14 protein-coding genes are annotated in these 14,061 nt (G+C 66.7%); 10 read left to right on the top strand and 4 right to left on the bottom strand.

Annotated features, from left to right (window positions below):
- Nucleotides 1-65 precede the first annotated feature (65 nt).
- Complete coding sequence (locus NWF24_RS19585) at nucleotides 66-704, bottom strand: glutathione S-transferase family protein (RefSeq protein ID WP_258349975.1); 639 nt, start codon at nucleotides 702-704, stop codon at nucleotides 66-68.
- Nucleotides 705-732: 28 nt separating this feature from the next.
- Here NWF24_RS19585 and yghU point away from each other — a divergent pair, with 28 nt between their 5' ends.
- Both yghU and NWF24_RS19575 read left to right on the top strand, forming a co-directional pair.
- Nucleotides 733-1,611 carry a glutathione-dependent disulfide-bond oxidoreductase gene (yghU, locus tag NWF24_RS19580; protein ID WP_258349974.1) on the top strand — a complete coding sequence of 293 codons (879 nt, stop codon included), beginning with the start codon at nucleotides 733-735 and terminating at the stop codon, nucleotides 1,609-1,611.
- A gap of 16 nt (nucleotides 1,612-1,627) precedes the next feature.
- Entirely contained in the window at nucleotides 1,628-2,218 is a 591-nt protein-coding gene (locus NWF24_RS19575; RefSeq protein WP_258349973.1) for an NADPH-dependent FMN reductase, read from the top strand.
- Between the two features lie 449 nt (nucleotides 2,219-2,667).
- On the opposite strand, the gene NWF24_RS19570 is transcribed toward NWF24_RS19575, so the two are convergent.
- Nucleotides 2,668-3,579 carry a LysR family transcriptional regulator gene (locus NWF24_RS19570; protein WP_093052624.1) on the bottom strand — a complete coding sequence of 304 codons (912 nt, stop codon included), beginning with the start codon at nucleotides 3,577-3,579 and terminating at the stop codon, nucleotides 2,668-2,670.
- 110 nt (nucleotides 3,580-3,689) lie between these two features.
- Here NWF24_RS19570 and NWF24_RS19565 point away from each other — a divergent pair, with 110 nt between their 5' ends.
- Genes NWF24_RS19565 through NWF24_RS19545 form a run of 5 tightly spaced genes read left to right on the top strand, consistent with a single transcriptional unit; the run spans nucleotide 3,690 to nucleotide 8,679 of the window.
- The gene (locus tag NWF24_RS19565; RefSeq protein ID WP_258349972.1) at nucleotides 3,690-4,670 is read left to right on the top strand and encodes a tripartite tricarboxylate transporter substrate binding protein; all 981 of its coding nucleotides are present in this window, start codon (nucleotides 3,690-3,692) and stop codon (nucleotides 4,668-4,670) included.
- A 12-nt stretch (nucleotides 4,671-4,682) separates the two neighbouring features.
- Nucleotides 4,683-5,579 carry an FAS1-like dehydratase domain-containing protein gene (locus tag NWF24_RS19560; protein WP_258349971.1) on the top strand — a complete coding sequence of 299 codons (897 nt, stop codon included), beginning with the start codon at nucleotides 4,683-4,685 and terminating at the stop codon, nucleotides 5,577-5,579.
- A gap of 16 nt (nucleotides 5,580-5,595) precedes the next feature.
- Entirely contained in the window at nucleotides 5,596-6,777 is a 1,182-nt protein-coding gene (locus NWF24_RS19555; RefSeq protein ID WP_258349970.1) for a CaiB/BaiF CoA transferase family protein, read from the top strand.
- On the top strand, nucleotides 6,774-7,628 hold the full coding sequence (locus NWF24_RS19550) for an HpcH/HpaI aldolase/citrate lyase family protein (protein ID WP_258349969.1): 855 nt from the start codon (nucleotides 6,774-6,776) through the stop codon (nucleotides 7,626-7,628). The genes NWF24_RS19555 and NWF24_RS19550 overlap by 4 nt, the downstream gene beginning before the upstream one ends.
- A gap of 31 nt (nucleotides 7,629-7,659) precedes the next feature.
- Nucleotides 7,660-8,679: a tripartite tricarboxylate transporter substrate binding protein BugD gene (locus tag NWF24_RS19545; protein ID WP_375338394.1), complete on the top strand. Its 1,020-nt coding sequence runs from the start codon at nucleotides 7,660-7,662 to the stop codon at nucleotides 8,677-8,679.
- 4 nt (nucleotides 8,680-8,683) lie between these two features.
- Here the strand turns inward: NWF24_RS19545 and NWF24_RS19540 are convergent, their stop codons facing one another.
- Both NWF24_RS19540 and NWF24_RS19535 read right to left on the bottom strand, forming a co-directional pair.
- Nucleotides 8,684-9,205, bottom strand: a complete 522-nt coding sequence (locus tag NWF24_RS19540) for a CinA family protein (protein WP_258349968.1) — start codon at nucleotides 9,203-9,205, stop codon at nucleotides 8,684-8,686.
- Nucleotides 9,202-9,849: a DJ-1/PfpI family protein gene (locus NWF24_RS19535; RefSeq protein ID WP_258349967.1), complete on the bottom strand. Its 648-nt coding sequence runs from the start codon at nucleotides 9,847-9,849 to the stop codon at nucleotides 9,202-9,204. The genes NWF24_RS19540 and NWF24_RS19535 overlap by 4 nt, the downstream gene beginning before the upstream one ends.
- Nucleotides 9,850-10,055: 206 nt before the next feature.
- On the opposite strand from NWF24_RS19535, the gene phbB reads away from it, so the two are divergent.
- The 3 genes from phbB (at nucleotide 10,056) to ybaL (ending at nucleotide 14,052) form a co-directional block, all read left to right on the top strand.
- The gene (gene phbB, locus NWF24_RS19530; RefSeq protein ID WP_093052606.1) at nucleotides 10,056-10,793 is read left to right on the top strand and encodes an acetoacetyl-CoA reductase; all 738 of its coding nucleotides are present in this window, start codon (nucleotides 10,056-10,058) and stop codon (nucleotides 10,791-10,793) included.
- Between the two features lie 127 nt (nucleotides 10,794-10,920).
- Nucleotides 10,921-12,264: a dicarboxylate/amino acid:cation symporter gene (locus NWF24_RS19525; RefSeq protein ID WP_258349966.1), complete on the top strand. Its 1,344-nt coding sequence runs from the start codon at nucleotides 10,921-10,923 to the stop codon at nucleotides 12,262-12,264.
- An 81-nt stretch (nucleotides 12,265-12,345) separates the two neighbouring features.
- A complete protein-coding gene (ybaL, locus tag NWF24_RS19520) occupies nucleotides 12,346-14,052 on the top strand; it encodes a YbaL family putative K(+) efflux transporter (protein ID WP_258349965.1) in 1,707 nt (568 codons plus the stop codon).
- The last annotated feature ends 9 nt before the right edge of the window (nucleotides 14,053-14,061 follow it).

Below are 14,061 nucleotides of genomic sequence, written 5' to 3'. Positions count from 1 at the left end.
GACCTCGGGGCGCTCGCGACGGTTTCTTCACACCTTCTCTGCTGACGGGCCCCACGGCCCACCGCTCAGCGCGACATCGACGGCCGCTGCGCCATCGCAGCGCGCCAGCGCAGCAACTCGGGGTGCTGTTCCCCGGGCTTGACCCGCACCACGCGGGCAAAGTCCACCGCCACCACGGCGGTGATATCGGCGATGCTGAACCGGTCGGCGGCGATGAAGTCGCGGCCGGCCAGCCGCTCGTTCAGGGTCTCGAAGAACTGGTGCACCCGTGCCAGCCCGCGCTGTGCCAGTTCGGGAATCTGGGCGTAGTTCACCGGCCCGGGCAGCGCCCGGTCGGCCATGGCTGGCGAGCCGTTGCGCAGCGTCTCGGCAATGGCCAGCAGGCCTTCGAATTCGATGCGCCAGTTCCAGCTGGCGATCTCGGCTTTTTCCTGCGGCGTGCTGCCCATCAACGGCGGTTGCGGGTAGCGGGCCTCCAGCCAGGCAGCGATGGCGGCGTTGTCGGTCAGCAGCAGCCCGTCATCATCATCGGTGCGTAGCGCCGGCACCGTGCATTGCGGATTGATCGCGCGGTAGGCATCGCCCATTTGCTCACCACGGGCGAGGTCTACTTGCACGGTCTCATGGGCAATGCCCTTCTCGGCAAGCAGGATGCGGGCGCGCCGCGGGCTGGGTGCTGTGGCGCAGTCGTAGAGAATGATCATCGTCTGTCCAACTCCTGGAACTCATCGCATGAATGGCACGACAGCCTACACGCCGCCCACCGTCTGGTCCTGGAACAAGGAAAGCGGCGGCCGCTTCGCGAACATCAATCGCCCGATCGCGGGTGCCACGCATGAGAAGGACCTGCCGGTGGGGAAGCATCCGCTGCAACTCTATTCGCTGGCGACGCCCAACGGCGTGAAAGTGACGGTGATGCTCGAAGAGTTGCTGGCGCTGGGCCACACCGGCGCGGAGTACGACGCCTGGCTGATCCGCATCAGCGATGGCGACCAGTTCGGCAGCGGCTTCGTGGCGGTGAACCCGAACTCCAAGATCCCCGCGCTGATGGACCGCAGCGGCGACACGCCCATTCGCGTGTTCGAGTCGGGTGCGATCCTGCAGTACCTGGCAGAGAAGTTTGGCGGCGCCTTCCTGCCGACCGAGCGCGCGGCCCGCGCCGAATGCCTGTCGTGGCTGTTCTGGCAGATGGGCAGCGCGCCGTACCTGGGCGGTGGCTTCGGCCACTTCTATGCCTATGCGCCCACGAAGATCGAATACGCGATCGACCGCTTCGCCATGGAGACCAAGCGCCAGCTCGATGTGCTCGACCGCCGGCTGGCCGAGAGCCGCTACCTGGCGGGCAACGACTACACCATCGCCGATATGGCCGTCTGGCCCTGGTACGGCGCGCTTGCCAAGGGGCAGCTTTACGAATCGGGCGAGTTCCTCCAGGTGAGCGAGTACAAGAACGTGCTGCGCTGGACCGACGAGATCGCGAAGCGCCCCGCGGTGCAGCGCGGCCGCATGGTCAATCGCGCCTGGGGCCAGCCGAACAGCCAGCTGCACGAGCGCCACGACGCCAGCGACTTCGAGACCCGCACCCAGGACAAGCTCGAAACGCCCACCTGAGCCCAGGAACACAACGATGAGCGACAAGATCCTGGTCTTCTACGGCTCGTACCGCTCCGATCGCATGGGCGTGCGCCTGGCGGACTACATCGTCGCTGGGCTTCGCGCACGCGGCGACGATGCGGAGTTGATCGACGCGAAGGCCGTGGGCCTGCCCATGCTCGACCGCATGTACAAGGAATACCCGAAGGGCACCGCGCCTGCGGCCATGGAAGCCCTGGCCGAAAAGATCCGCACGGCAGATGCCTTCGTCTTCGTCACCGGCGAATACAACTGGGGTCCGCAACCGGGCCTGAAGAACCTCACGGACCACTTCCTCGAAGAGTGGTTCTGGCGGCCCGCGGCTGTCGCGAGCTATTCGGCAGGGCGCTTCTCCGGTGTGCGCTCAGGCACGGTGTGGCATTCGATCCTGTCGGAGATGGGCATGGTCGTGGTGTCGAGCACGCTCGCTGTCGGGCCGATCTCGCAGACGCTGGATGCGGCAGGCAAGCCAACGGGGCCTGCGGGCGAATCGCTGGAGCGCTCGTTCGGCCGGTTCGCGGACGACCTGGCGTGGTGGACCGAGGCCGCGCGGGCGCAGCGGGCGCGCAAGGCGCCGCCGTACTGAGTTGCACGCCCGCGGCGGGCTGGGCGGCGTGGCTTGTTCACCGCTGTTTTTTTGGGCAAAGTGATTAATCCCCTTATAAAACAACAGCTTGCATGCCTTTTACAAGGCTCCGCATGAGTTACCCCCAAAGTTGTGCACAGAAAATGGGGACGACATCGGACTTTTCGCAATCGCGTGCAAGTTGCTGATTCAATGACGTTTTCTGCCCACTGGAAATCGCGAAAAAGTTCTCTTCGTAGCCACTTTCGGGCCCAAGAGGGCTGTTTTGCCCGCCAAGGTTGTTCACCGCTCAAATTTTGAGCAAACTAAGGAATACCCTTGTAAAACAATGACTTAAATCTGTTTTACAAGGCTCCTCATGAGTTACCCCCAAAGTTGTCCACGGAAAATGGGGATGGGACGGACTTGTTCAGCAAACGCCCGCAAGTCCATGTTTTTGGGCGTCGCGCTCAGTTCTCTTCGGCCAGCTGCCCGGCGTAGTGCCGGCACAAGGTTTCGACCAGCGCCTGCGCATAAATCGGCAGCGCCGCCCGGTCTCGCACCAGCAGGTACCGCTCCCGCACGCACCACGCATCGCTGAGGTCGATCAGCGCGAGCTGCATGCTTTCCTGGTTGCGCCGCGCAGCCGATTCCGGCACCACGCCGATGCCCACGCCGCTGCCGATCATCCGGCACATGGCGTCGAAGCTGCCGAGCTGGATGCGCAGCTTCTGCCGCTTGCCGAGGTTGTCGGTGATCTGCGCCAGGAAGGTCTGCAACGTGCTGCCCTGCTGCATGCCGATGGCGTCTTCATCGAGCGTCTCGGCGAACGAAATCTTTCGGCGCTTGGCGAAGCGGTGCTTGCGCGAGGTGACGAGCACCAGCCGGTCGGTGCTGAAGTGGATGGCCTCCAGCCCCAGCGTGTCGACGCGGCCCGCGACGATGCCGATGTCGGCGCGGCCGTCGAGCACGCCGCGCGGGATCTGAGCATTCGGTTTTTCCTGAAGGTCGACGTTGATTCGCGGGTTGTGCGCCAGGAAGCCCGGCAGGATCTCGGGCAGGAAGTCGGTCACCGCCGTGGTGTTGGCGAACACGCGCAGGTGGCCGCGCAGGCCGCCGCCGTATTCGAGCAAATCGTCGCGCAGTTGCTCCGTTTGATGCAGCACGAGCCGCGCGTGGTGCAGGAAGGCTTCCCCTGGAGGCAGCAGCCGCACGCCGCGGGCCTCGCGCTGCAGCAACTGCAGGCCGGCCTGAGTTTCCAGCGCCTTGATGCGTGCGCTGGCGGCGGCCAGCGACAGGTGCTGGCGCTCGGCTGCCCGCGTGAGGTTGCCGAGTTCGGCCGTGGCCACGAACAGCCGCAGGTCGGTGAGGTCGAAGAGCATCGCGCGATGTTAGGCCGCAAGCCTTCGGAATTCCAGAAGGCTGGGTTCCGAAATCGCAGATTGCGCGCGGGGGGAGGGCGAACGACCATGCGGCCATGGAGACACAACACATGAGATTTCGCGCCTTCGCATTGCTGGCGTTTGCAGCTGCTGCGGCAATGAGCCAGGCCGGCCCGGCACGCGCCGAGGCCTACCCTTCGCGCCCCGTCACGCTGGTAGTGCCACAGGCTGCCGGCGGCACCAACGACATCGTCGGCCGTCTCGTGGGCCAGAAGCTCGGCGAAGTGATGAACAACGCCAGCGTGGTGGTCGACAACCGGCCCGGCGCGGGCGGCAACATCGGCACGCAGCTGGTGGCCAAGGGCCCGAAGGACGGCTATACGCTGCTCATGACCATCAGCAGCAGCCAGGCCATCAACCCGGCGCTGTACAAGAACCCGGGCTTCGACCCGGTGAAAGACTTCAAGCCCGTCGGCCTCATCGGTGCGGTGCCCAACGTGCTGCTGGTCAACCCCACGTTCCCTGCGAAGAACTTCGCCGAGTTCCTGAAGCTTGCGCGGCAGAAGGGTGCCAACTACCAGTACGCCTCGGCCGGCAACGGCACGCTCAACCACCTGCTCGGCGAAATGCTCAACAGCATGGCGGGCATCTCGCTGCAGCACGTGCCGTACAAGGGCGTGGCGCCGGCGCTCAACGACGTGCTGGGCGGGCAATTGCCGATCGTGTTCGCGAGCCTGCCTTCGGCGCTTTCGCACATCAAGGCCGGCAAGCTGCGCGCGCTGGCCGTGAGCGGCGACAAGCGCTCGGCCGTGCTGCCCGACGTGCCCACCATCGCCGAGGCGGTGCCCGGCTACAACGGCACGCTGTGGATCGGCCTGTTCGCACCCGCGGGCGTGCCGGCCGATGTGCTGGCCACATTGCAGGACGCCACGCGCAAGGCGCTGGCCTCGAAGGACCTGCGCGACAAGCTCGACCAGCAGGGCGTCGAGATCGCGGCGCCCACCACACCCGATCAATTTTCGAAACTGCTGCAGGACGACCTTGCCAAGTGGGCGCGGATCGTCAAGGCCTCCGGCGCCGCGGTCGACTGAATGAAGCAATACATGCCCAACGAAACTCCCACGACACCCTCCGTGATCGACAGCGAAGCGCTGGCGAAGCTGCAAGCCTGGCAAGGCCGCAGCGAGACGCTGACCGACGACATCACTGCCGCGCCCGTGCGCGCTCTCTCTGCCACGCTCGACCGCGACGATGCGTTGCCGCAAGCCGGCACGCGCCTGCCCGAACTGTGGCATTGGCTCTACTTCCTGCCGCACCACCGCCAGTCCGAGATCGGCGAAGACGGCCACGCCAGGCGCGGCGGCTTCCTGCCGCCAGTGCCGCTGCCGCGCCGCATGTGGGCCGGCGGGCGGCTCGCGTGGGAGCCCGGCAACCCGCTGCAGGTCGGCGACAAGATCGAGCGCACCTCGACCATTGCATCGGTCACCCACAAGGCGGGCCGCACCGGCGAGCTGGTGTTCGTGCTCGTGCGCCACGAGGTGCGCAACGAGCGCGGCCTCGCGCTGACCGAGGAGCACGACATCGTCTACCGCGCCGCCGCGCAGCCAGGTGAAGCGGGCCCGCCACCCACGCCCGCGCCGAAGGACGCCGTCTTCAGCCGCGACATCGTGCCCGACGATGTGCTGCTGTTTCGCTACTCGGCGCTCACCTTCAACGGCCACCGCATCCACTACGACCGCCGCTACGTGACGCAGGTCGAGGGCTATCCGGGCCTGATCGTGCACGGCCCGCTGATCGCGACGCTGCTGGTCGACCTGCTGCGCCGCAACGTGCCGGGCGCGCAGCTCGCGCGCTTCGAGTTCCGTGCCGTGCGCCCGACCTTCGACATCGCGCCGTTCCGCGTGCACGGCAAGCCCGGCGCCGACGGAAAGACATTCAGTCTCTGGGGCGAGGACGCAGACGGCTGGCTCACGATGCAGGCCACGGCCGTGCTGGCCTGAAGGGGAGAAAGAAGACATGACAAGACCCCTGGACGGCATCACCGTCATCTCGCTCGAACACGCGATTGCCGCGCCGTTCTGCACCCGCCAGCTCGCCGACCTCGGCGCACGCGTCATCAAGGTGGAGCGCCCCGAGGTGGGCGACTTCGCGCGGGCCTACGACGCCCGCGTGGGTGGCGAGGCTTCGCACTTCGTGTGGGTGAACCGCTCGAAGGAAAGCCTCACGCTCGACCTGAAGCAACCCGCCGCGCTCGCCGTGCTGCAGGAGCTGGTGGCCGATGCCGACGTGCTGGTGCAGAACCTCGCGCCCGGCGCCGCCGCGCGCATGGGGCTCGGCGCGCAGGTGCTGCAGGCGAAGCACCCGCGGCTCATCGTCTGCGACATCTCGGGCTACGGCGAAGACGGCCCGTACCGCGACAAGAAGGCCTACGACCTGCTGATCCAGAGCGAGGCGGGTTTTCTCTCGGTCACGGGCACGCCGGACGATCCTTGCAAGTCGGGCAATTCCATCGCCGACATCGCTGCGGGCATGTACGCGTACACCGGCATCCTCGCGGCGCTGCTTCAGCGCGGCAAGACCGGCAAGGGCTCGCACATCGACGTGTCGATGCTCGAATCGCTCGCCGAGTGGATGGGCTACCCGATGTACTACGCCTACGAAGGCGCGCCGCCGCCGCCGCGCAGCGCCGCTTCGCACGCGACCATCTATCCCTACGGGCCGTTCCCCGCCGGCGATGGCGGCACCGTGATGCTGGGCCTGCAGAACGAGCGCGAGTGGCGCACCTTCTGCGAGAAGGTGTTGCTGCAGGCGGGGCTTGCGACCGACGCCCGCTTCGACAGCAACGCGCGGCGCAACGAGAACCGAGAGGCCCTGCGCGCGATCATCGTCGAGACCTTCGGTGCGCTGAGCACGGCGCAGGTGCTGGAGCGGCTCGACACGGCGCAGATCGCCAACGCCCGAATGAACGACATGGCTGGCCTGTGGGCGCATCCGCAGTTGCAGGCGCGCGAGCGCTGGCGGCAGGTGGGTTCGCCGGCGGGCGACATTCCCGCCTTGCTGCCGGCTGGCCGGCAGAGTGCCTTCGACTACCGCATGGACCCGATTCCGGCGGTCGGCGAGCACACCGAGGCGATCTTGCGCAGCCTCGGGCGCAGCGAGGCGGACATCGCGGCGCTGCGCGAGGCGAGGGCGGTGTGAGCACGCTCGCCCTGGCGCGCGCCTTTCTCTTCGTGCCTGCCGACCGGCCCGAGCGCCATGCGCGCGCGCTGGCTACCGGGGCGGGCGGCGTGATCGTCGATCTGGAGGATGCGGTGGCACCGGAGCGCAAGGTGGCGGCGCGCGAAGCGCTCGCCGCCTCGTTCGCCGCGCTGCCCGACATTGGCCGGCAACGCCTGCTGGTGCGCATCAATGCCGCTGGCACGCCGTGGCATGACGACGACTGCGTGGCGGTCGGCGCGCTGGTGGAGCAAGGTTTGATCGCTGGCGTCGTGCTGCCAAAGGCGGAGCGTGCGGCCGATCTGTCTCGGCTGGCCGGGGCCATCGGTTCGACGGGCTTGCTGGTGCCGCTGATCGAATCGGCCGCGGGCCTGGCGGCGGTCGATGAACTCGCGGCCGGCCCACAGGTGCTGCGGCTCGCGTTCGGCAATCTCGATTTCCAGGCCGATCTCGGCTTGGCCTGCGACGCGGACGAAGCCGAACTCGTGCCAGTGCGTCTCGCGCTGCTGCTTGCCTCGCGTCGCGCCAACCTGCCCGCGCCCATCGACGGCGTGACGCCCGACTGGCGCGACGCCCAGCGGCTGGCCGTCGACACCGCACGCGCCCGGCGCGGCGGCTTCGGCGCCAAGCTGTGCATTCACCCCGACCAGGTCGCGCCGGTGCATGCCGCGCTCGGCCCCAGCGCCGACGAACTCGCCTGGGCCCGCCGCGTGGTCGATGCCATCCGCGCATCGGGCGGCGGCGTGGTCAGCCTCGACGGTCGGATGGTCGACGCGCCCGTGGTGCGCCTGGCCGAACGACTGCTAGCGCTCGAAGACCAACCGACGCCCTGACAGAACACCCATAACCATAGGAGACAAAGAAGTGACAGCAACCAAGACGACGAAAACGAAGACCTGGAAATTCAAGACCCTGCTCGCGGCCTCGGCCGGCGCCTGCCTGTTCGCCCTGCAATCGCCCGCCATCGCGCAAGCCGCGTGGCCCGACAAGCCCATCACCATGGTCGTGCCGTACTCCGCCGGCGGCCCGACCGACGTGGTGGCGCGCATGCTGGCCATTCCCATGGGCAAGTCGCTGGGCCAGACCGTGATCGTCGAGAACACCGTGGGCGCGGGCGGCACCATCGCGCCCACGCGGGTGGCCAGGGCGGCGCCCAACGGCTACACCATCCTCATCCACCACATGGGCATGGCCACCGCGCCCGCGCTCTACAAGAAGCTCAACTACGACCCGCTGAAAGACTTCGAGTACATCGGCCAGGTGCTGGACGTGCCGATGACGCTGCTGTCGCGCAAGGACTTTCCGGCCAACAACTACCAGGAACTGCTGGCCTACGTGAAGGCCAACAAGGACAAGGTCACGCTGGCAAACGCGGGCGTGGGCGCTGTGTCGCAGCTGTGCGGCCTGCTGTTCATGAACCAGATCGGCGTGCAATTGACGACAGTGCCGTACAAGGGGGCCGGCCCGGCGCTCAACGACCTCATGGGCGGGCAGGTTGACCTGCTGTGCGACCAGACCACGCAGACCGCGCCGGTCATCAAGGACGGCAACCGCGTGAAGGTGTTCGGCGTGACCACGCCGCAGCGCCTGTCGAGCATGCCCAACATTCCGACGCTGGACGAGCAGGGCCTCAAGGGCTTCGACGTGCGGGTGTGGCACGGCATGTATGCGCCCAAGGGTACGCCGCCTGCCGTGATCGAGAAGCTCAACGTCGCCTTGCGCGCCGCGCTGCAGGACGACATGGTCAAGCACCGCCTTGCCGAACTCAGCTCCGAAATCGTGCCGCTGGACAAGCAGACGCCGGAAAGCCTGCGCACGCACCTCACGGCAGAGGTCGCCAAGTGGGGCAAGGTGATCCGCGCCGCGGGCGTGCAGGCGGATTGATCTTTCAGGCGGGTGGCGGCTCCGGCTGCGCCCGCAGCGTCTCGTCGAACAGCGCGAGCAGGTGCCGCGCGAACACGTCCATGTTTGCCGGCCGGTCGGTGTCACCGGTCTCGATGGTGCGGCTTACCGTGACCGCGCCGACCACGGCGATGCACACGTGCCCCGGCGCATCGCCATACGGGCTGCCTGATGGGCCGGCCGCGCCGCTTTCGGCGATGCCCCAGGTGGTGTGGTGGGTGTCGCGCATCCGGCCGGCGACGAGCAGGGCGTAGGGCTCGGTTTCGCCGCGCATGCCGGTCATGTCTTCAGCGGTCAGGCCCAGCAGCGCCCGGCCGGCACGCCGCGAATAGACGACGGCGCCGCCGCGGAAGTAGGCCGACGCGCCCGGAATGGCGAGCAGCGCAGCCGACACGAGGCCGCCTGCCGAAGACTCGACGACCGAAACCGTCTGTCCCCGTGCGCGCAGCGTTTCGCCCACGCGCGCGGCGAGCACCGGCAATGGTTCTGGCAGGGCGGGCGTGGTCATGGCGCCTGGAAACGGGAGCCGGGCCGCTTCACGTACGCCGGCGCGCGCTCATGGCTCGCGGTGTCTCCGTAGATCGTGTCCGCCGGGTAGTACTCGGCCTGCAGCTGCACCCGGGCCGCGGCTTCCTCGCCCGCGGTGTGGGCGATGAAGGCCAGCATCAGGTCGGTACCGGCCGATACCCCCGCCGAGGTCCAGACGTTGCCGTCCCGCACGAAGCGCTGCTCGACCACCTTCACGTCGCCCAGCGCGCGCAGGCGGTCGAGTGAGCCCCAATGCGTGGTCGCGGTCTTGCCCGAGAGCAGCCCGGCCGCGTGCAGCACGAATGCGCCGGTGCACACCGACATCAGGGTCTGGCAGCCGGGCGCCTGGTCGGCCAGGAAGCGTGTCATGGCGGGGTTGTCGACCTCGCGGCGCGTGCCCATGCCGCCGGGCACGAGCAGGCAGTCGAGAGGCGGGCAATCGGCGAAGGACACGTGCGGGTTGATGGACAGGCCCTTGGCGCAGACCACCGGTTCGCGCTTTTCGGCCACGATCAGGCACTGCTCGGGACCGGCGGCCAGCTTGCTCCACATGGTGAGCATTTCCCAGGGGCCGACGAAGTCGAGTTCCTCGACCTCGGGGAAGATGATGATCCCGAAATTCATACTTTCGAACTCCTTGGGTGTTGACGCTTGCGTAAGGCTTGCACAAGAGCGGACAGGTGCGAGGATAGAGGCTGAGCACGAAGGCCGCTCTTCGTGACAGCTGGTTGCAAGCTTGGCTCAGTGTTTTCCTCAGAGGACGCAGGCTTGAAACTCGCTAGAGTGAAGGTGGCCGTTCAGGCTTTTGCTACGTACACAAAGGAAATCTTATGAGCAAGAAAGTTGCATATGTCACCGGGGGCATGGGTGGCATCGGAACAGCCATCTGCCAGCGTCTGCACAAGGACGGGTTCACCGTGATCGCCGGTTGCGGCCCCACGCGCGACTACGCCAAGTGGCTGGCCGAACAGAAAGCCGAAGGCTTCGAGTTCCACGCGTCGGTCGGCAATGTCGGCGACTGGCAATCCACCGTCGAGGCTTTCTCTGCCGCCAAGGCAGCCCATGGCGCCATCGACGTGCTGGTCAACAACGCCGGCATCACGCGGGACCGCATGTTCCTGAAGATGACGCCCGAAGACTGGAGCGCGGTGATCGAGACCAACCTCAACAGCATGTTCAACGTCACCAAGCAGGTGGTGGGCGACATGGTCGAAAAGGGCTGGGGGCGCATCATCAACATCAGCTCGGTCAACGGCGCCAAGGGCCAGGCGGGCCAGACCAACTACTCGGCGGCCAAGGCCGGCATGCACGGCTTCACCATGGCGCTGGCGCAGGAGCTGGCCAACAAGGGCGTGACGGTCAACACCGTGAGCCCGGGCTACATCGGCACCGACATGGTCAAGGCCATCCGCCAGGAAGTACTCGACAAGATCGTGGCCACCATCCCGGTCAAGCGCCTGGGTGAGCCGAGCGAAATCGCCTCGATCATCGCGTGGCTCGCCACCGACGAAGGCGGCTACAGCACGGGGGCCGACTTCTCGGTCAACGGCGGCCTGCACATGCATTAAGCATGCTGACCTACACCTGATCGACAAAACCCGCTTCGGCGGGTTTTTTCATTTGATCGATGCGGGTTCCACGGATAGAAAGCCGCCGACACGCGTCCTACAGTTCTCAACCCTCCGGAGGCAAGCAATGGAAAACACAACAAGCACACCCGCCAGAAAGCTCCCGATCTACCGTTCGCTCTACGTACAGGTGATCACCGCTGTGATCATCGGCGTGCTGCTCGGCCACTTCTATCCGGCGGCTGGTGAGGCGATGAAGCCGCTGGGCGATGGCTTCATCAAGCTGATCAAGATGATCATCGCGCCGATCATCTTCTGTACGGTGGTGGTGGGCATCGCCGGCATGGAAGACATGAAGAAGGTCGGCAAGACCGGCGGCCTGGCGCTGCTGTACTTCGAGGTCGTCAGCAGCATCGCGCTCGTCGTCGGGCTGGTGCTGGTCAACGTGCTCAAGCCCGGTGCGGGCATGAACGTCGACCCGGCCACGCTCGACACCAAGTCGATCGCCTCCTACACCGGCCCCGGCAAGATGACCGGCACGGTCGACTTCATCCTGAACATCATTCCCAACACGCTCGTCGATGCGTTCGCCAAGGGCGAGATCCTGCAGGTGCTGCTGATCGCGGTTCTGTTCGGCTTTGCGCTGCACCGCTTCGGCGGCCGCGGCACGCTGGTGTTCGACGTGATCGAGAAGGGCTCGCATGTGCTCTTCGGCATCGTCAACTACATCATGAAGCTGGCGCCCATCGGTGCCTTCGGCGCGATGGCCTTCACCATCGGAAAGTACGGTCTGGGCAGTTTGTTCTCGCTCGGCAAACTGATGGGCACGTTCTACCTGACCTGCCTGCTGTTCATCTTCGTGGTGCTGGGGCTCATAGCGAGGTTCCACGGCTTCAGCATCTGGAAGTTCATCAAGTACATCAAGGAAGAACTGCTGATCGTGCTGGGCACCTCGTCGAGCGAGTCGGTGCTGCCGCGCATGATGGAGAAGATGGAGAACCTGGGCGCGAACAAGACCTGCGTGGGCCTCGTGATTCCCACGGGTTACTCGTTCAACCTCGACGGCACCTCGATCTACCTGACGATGGCGGCCGTGTTCATCGCGCAGGCGACCAACACGCCGATGACGCTCACGCAGGAGATCACGCTGCTGGCCGTGCTGCTGCTCACGTCGAAGGGGGCTGCTGGTGTCACAGGCAGTGGCTTCATCGTGCTGGCAGCCACGCTGTCGGCGGTGGGTCATGTGCCGGTGGCGGGGCTTGCGCTCATCCTGGGCATCGACCGCTTCATGTCGGAAGCTCGCGCGCTCACCAACCTGATCGGCAACGGCGTAGCCACCATCGTGGTCGCCAAGTGGACCAACGAGCTCGACGAAACGCGGCTGCAGGCGGGGCTCAACAACGAGACCTGGGTAGAGGCGCAAGAGCCCGAAGTGCTTGATGCCGCCCGGACCAGCAAGATGGTCGGTTGATCGCTCGGCACGACAGCCGGGCCCCGGACAAGATGGCCGTGTGAAATAAAAGGGCAGACATCGTTCCTGCAAAATGGAGCGATGCCCCACAGCGTCTCCCTCATCAACACGATCGCCGCCGGCTTGGGGCTGGCGCTGGTGTTCGGATTCCTGGCAGCCAAGCTGCGGCTGCCCGCGCTGGTCGGCTACCTGCTGGCGGGCGTGATCATCGGCCCGTTCACACCGGGCTTCGTGGCCGACGCGGAAATCGCCGCCCAGCTTGCCGAAATCGGCGTCATGCTGCTGATGTTCGGCGTAGGCCTTCATTTTTCCCTCGACGACCTGCTGGCCGTACGCAAGATCGCACTGCCCGGTGCGATCGCGCAGATCGGCGTGGCCACGCTGCTCGGCGGTGGGCTGGCCCTGTGGTGGGGCTGGAGCCCCGGCGCAGCGCTCGTGTTCGGGCTCGCGCTGTCGGTGGCGAGCACGGTGGTCCTGCTGCGTGCGCTCGAAAGCCTGGGCATCCTCGATTCGTTCACTGGCCGCATCGCCGTCGGCTGGCTCGTGGTCGAAGACCTGGCGATGGTGCTGGTGCTCGTGCTGCTGCCGCCGTTGGCGGGCACGTTGGGCGGAAAAAGTGAACACGCCGGCCCGGCCGATCCGCTCTGGCAGACGCTGGGCCTCACGCTGCTGCAGGTCGGCGGCTTCGTCGCGCTGATGCTGGTGGTGGGGCGGCGCGTGTTCCCGTGGATCCTCTGGCAGGTCACGCGAACCGGCTCGCGCGAGCTGTTCACGCTGTGCGTGGTGGCCGCGGCCGTGAGCATCGCCTTCGCCTCGGCGGCGCTGTTCGGTGTGTCGTTTGCGCTGGGCGCCTTCTTCGCCGGCATGGTGATGCGCGAGTCGCAGTTTGCCCACCGGGCGGCGCAAGAGTCGCTGCCGCTGCGCGACGCCTTCGCGGTGCTGTTCTTCGTGTCGGTCGGCATGCTGTTCGACCCCTCGGTGCTGATCGACCGGCCGCTGCAGGTGCTGGCGGTGGTGCTGGTCATCGTGCTGGGCAAGTCGCTTGCGGCCTGCGCGCTGGTACTGGTGTTTCGCTACCCGCTGGGCACGGCGCTCACGGTCAGCGCCAGCCTGGCGCAGATCGGCGAGTTCTCGTTCATCCTGGCCGGGCTGGGCGTGTCGCTGGGCCTGCTGCCGGTGGAAGGCCAGAGCCTGGTGCTGGCGGGCGCGCTGATTTCCATTGCCACCAACCCGTTGTGGTTCAGCCTGATCGGGCCGATGCAGAAGTGGCTGCACGCCCGTTCATCCTTTGCGCGCGGGCTCGAATCGCGCGACGACCCGCTGGCCGAACTGCCCATGACCACCGAGGCCAAGTACCTCTCGCGGCAGGTGGTGCTGGTGGGCTATGGCCGCGTCGGGCGCCGCATTGCGGCCGAACTCGACGCGCACGACATTCCCTACGTGGTGGCCGAGCAGAACCGCGAACTGGTCGAAAAGCTGCGCGAGGCCGGCACGCCAGCCGTGTGGGGCGACGCGGCCGACCCGGCGGTGCTGATCCAGGCGCACATCGCGCGCGCCCGCGTGCTGGTGGTGGCCACGCCCGACGCCATGAACGTGCGCCAGATGATGGAAACCGCGCGCACGCTCAACCCCACCATCCAGACCGTGATCCGCAGCCACAACGAGCAGGAGGCCCGGCTGCTCACGCAGGAAACCTCCGCCACCGTGTTCCTCGGCGAGCACGAACTGGCCCAGGCCATGGCCCGTGATGTGGTCCAGCGCGCCGTGTCGATGGCCGTGCCGGCTTGAAGACGCCCG

Origin of the sequence: Variovorax paradoxus, from assembly GCF_024734665.1 — a bacterium.
In the GTDB taxonomy this organism is placed as follows: Bacteria; Pseudomonadota; Gammaproteobacteria; order Burkholderiales; family Burkholderiaceae_C; genus Variovorax.
The sequence above is the reverse complement of the archived record's forward strand: the minus strand, read 5'-3'. Positions and strand labels throughout refer to the sequence as shown.

Coding starts and splice junctions, on each gene's coding strand:
- NWF24_RS19585 (WP_258349975.1), bottom strand. CDS start 704: ATGATCATTCTCTACGACTGCGCCACAGCACCCAGCCCGCGGCGCGCC.
- yghU (WP_258349974.1), top strand. CDS start 733: ATGAATGGCACGACAGCCTACACGCCGCCCACCGTCTGGTCCTGGAAC.
- NWF24_RS19575 (WP_258349973.1), top strand. CDS start 1,628: ATGAGCGACAAGATCCTGGTCTTCTACGGCTCGTACCGCTCCGATCGC.
- NWF24_RS19570 (WP_093052624.1), bottom strand. CDS start 3,579: ATGCTCTTCGACCTCACCGACCTGCGGCTGTTCGTGGCCACGGCCGAA.
- NWF24_RS19565 (WP_258349972.1), top strand. CDS start 3,690: ATGAGATTTCGCGCCTTCGCATTGCTGGCGTTTGCAGCTGCTGCGGCA.
- NWF24_RS19560 (WP_258349971.1), top strand. CDS start 4,683: ATGCCCAACGAAACTCCCACGACACCCTCCGTGATCGACAGCGAAGCG.
- NWF24_RS19555 (WP_258349970.1), top strand. CDS start 5,596: ATGACAAGACCCCTGGACGGCATCACCGTCATCTCGCTCGAACACGCG.
- NWF24_RS19540 (WP_258349968.1), bottom strand. CDS start 9,205: ATGACCACGCCCGCCCTGCCAGAACCATTGCCGGTGCTCGCCGCGCGC.
- NWF24_RS19535 (WP_258349967.1), bottom strand. CDS start 9,849: ATGAATTTCGGGATCATCATCTTCCCCGAGGTCGAGGAACTCGACTTC.
- phbB (WP_093052606.1), top strand. CDS start 10,056: ATGAGCAAGAAAGTTGCATATGTCACCGGGGGCATGGGTGGCATCGGA.
- NWF24_RS19525 (WP_258349966.1), top strand. CDS start 10,921: ATGGAAAACACAACAAGCACACCCGCCAGAAAGCTCCCGATCTACCGT.
- ybaL (WP_258349965.1), top strand. CDS start 12,346: ATGCCCCACAGCGTCTCCCTCATCAACACGATCGCCGCCGGCTTGGGG.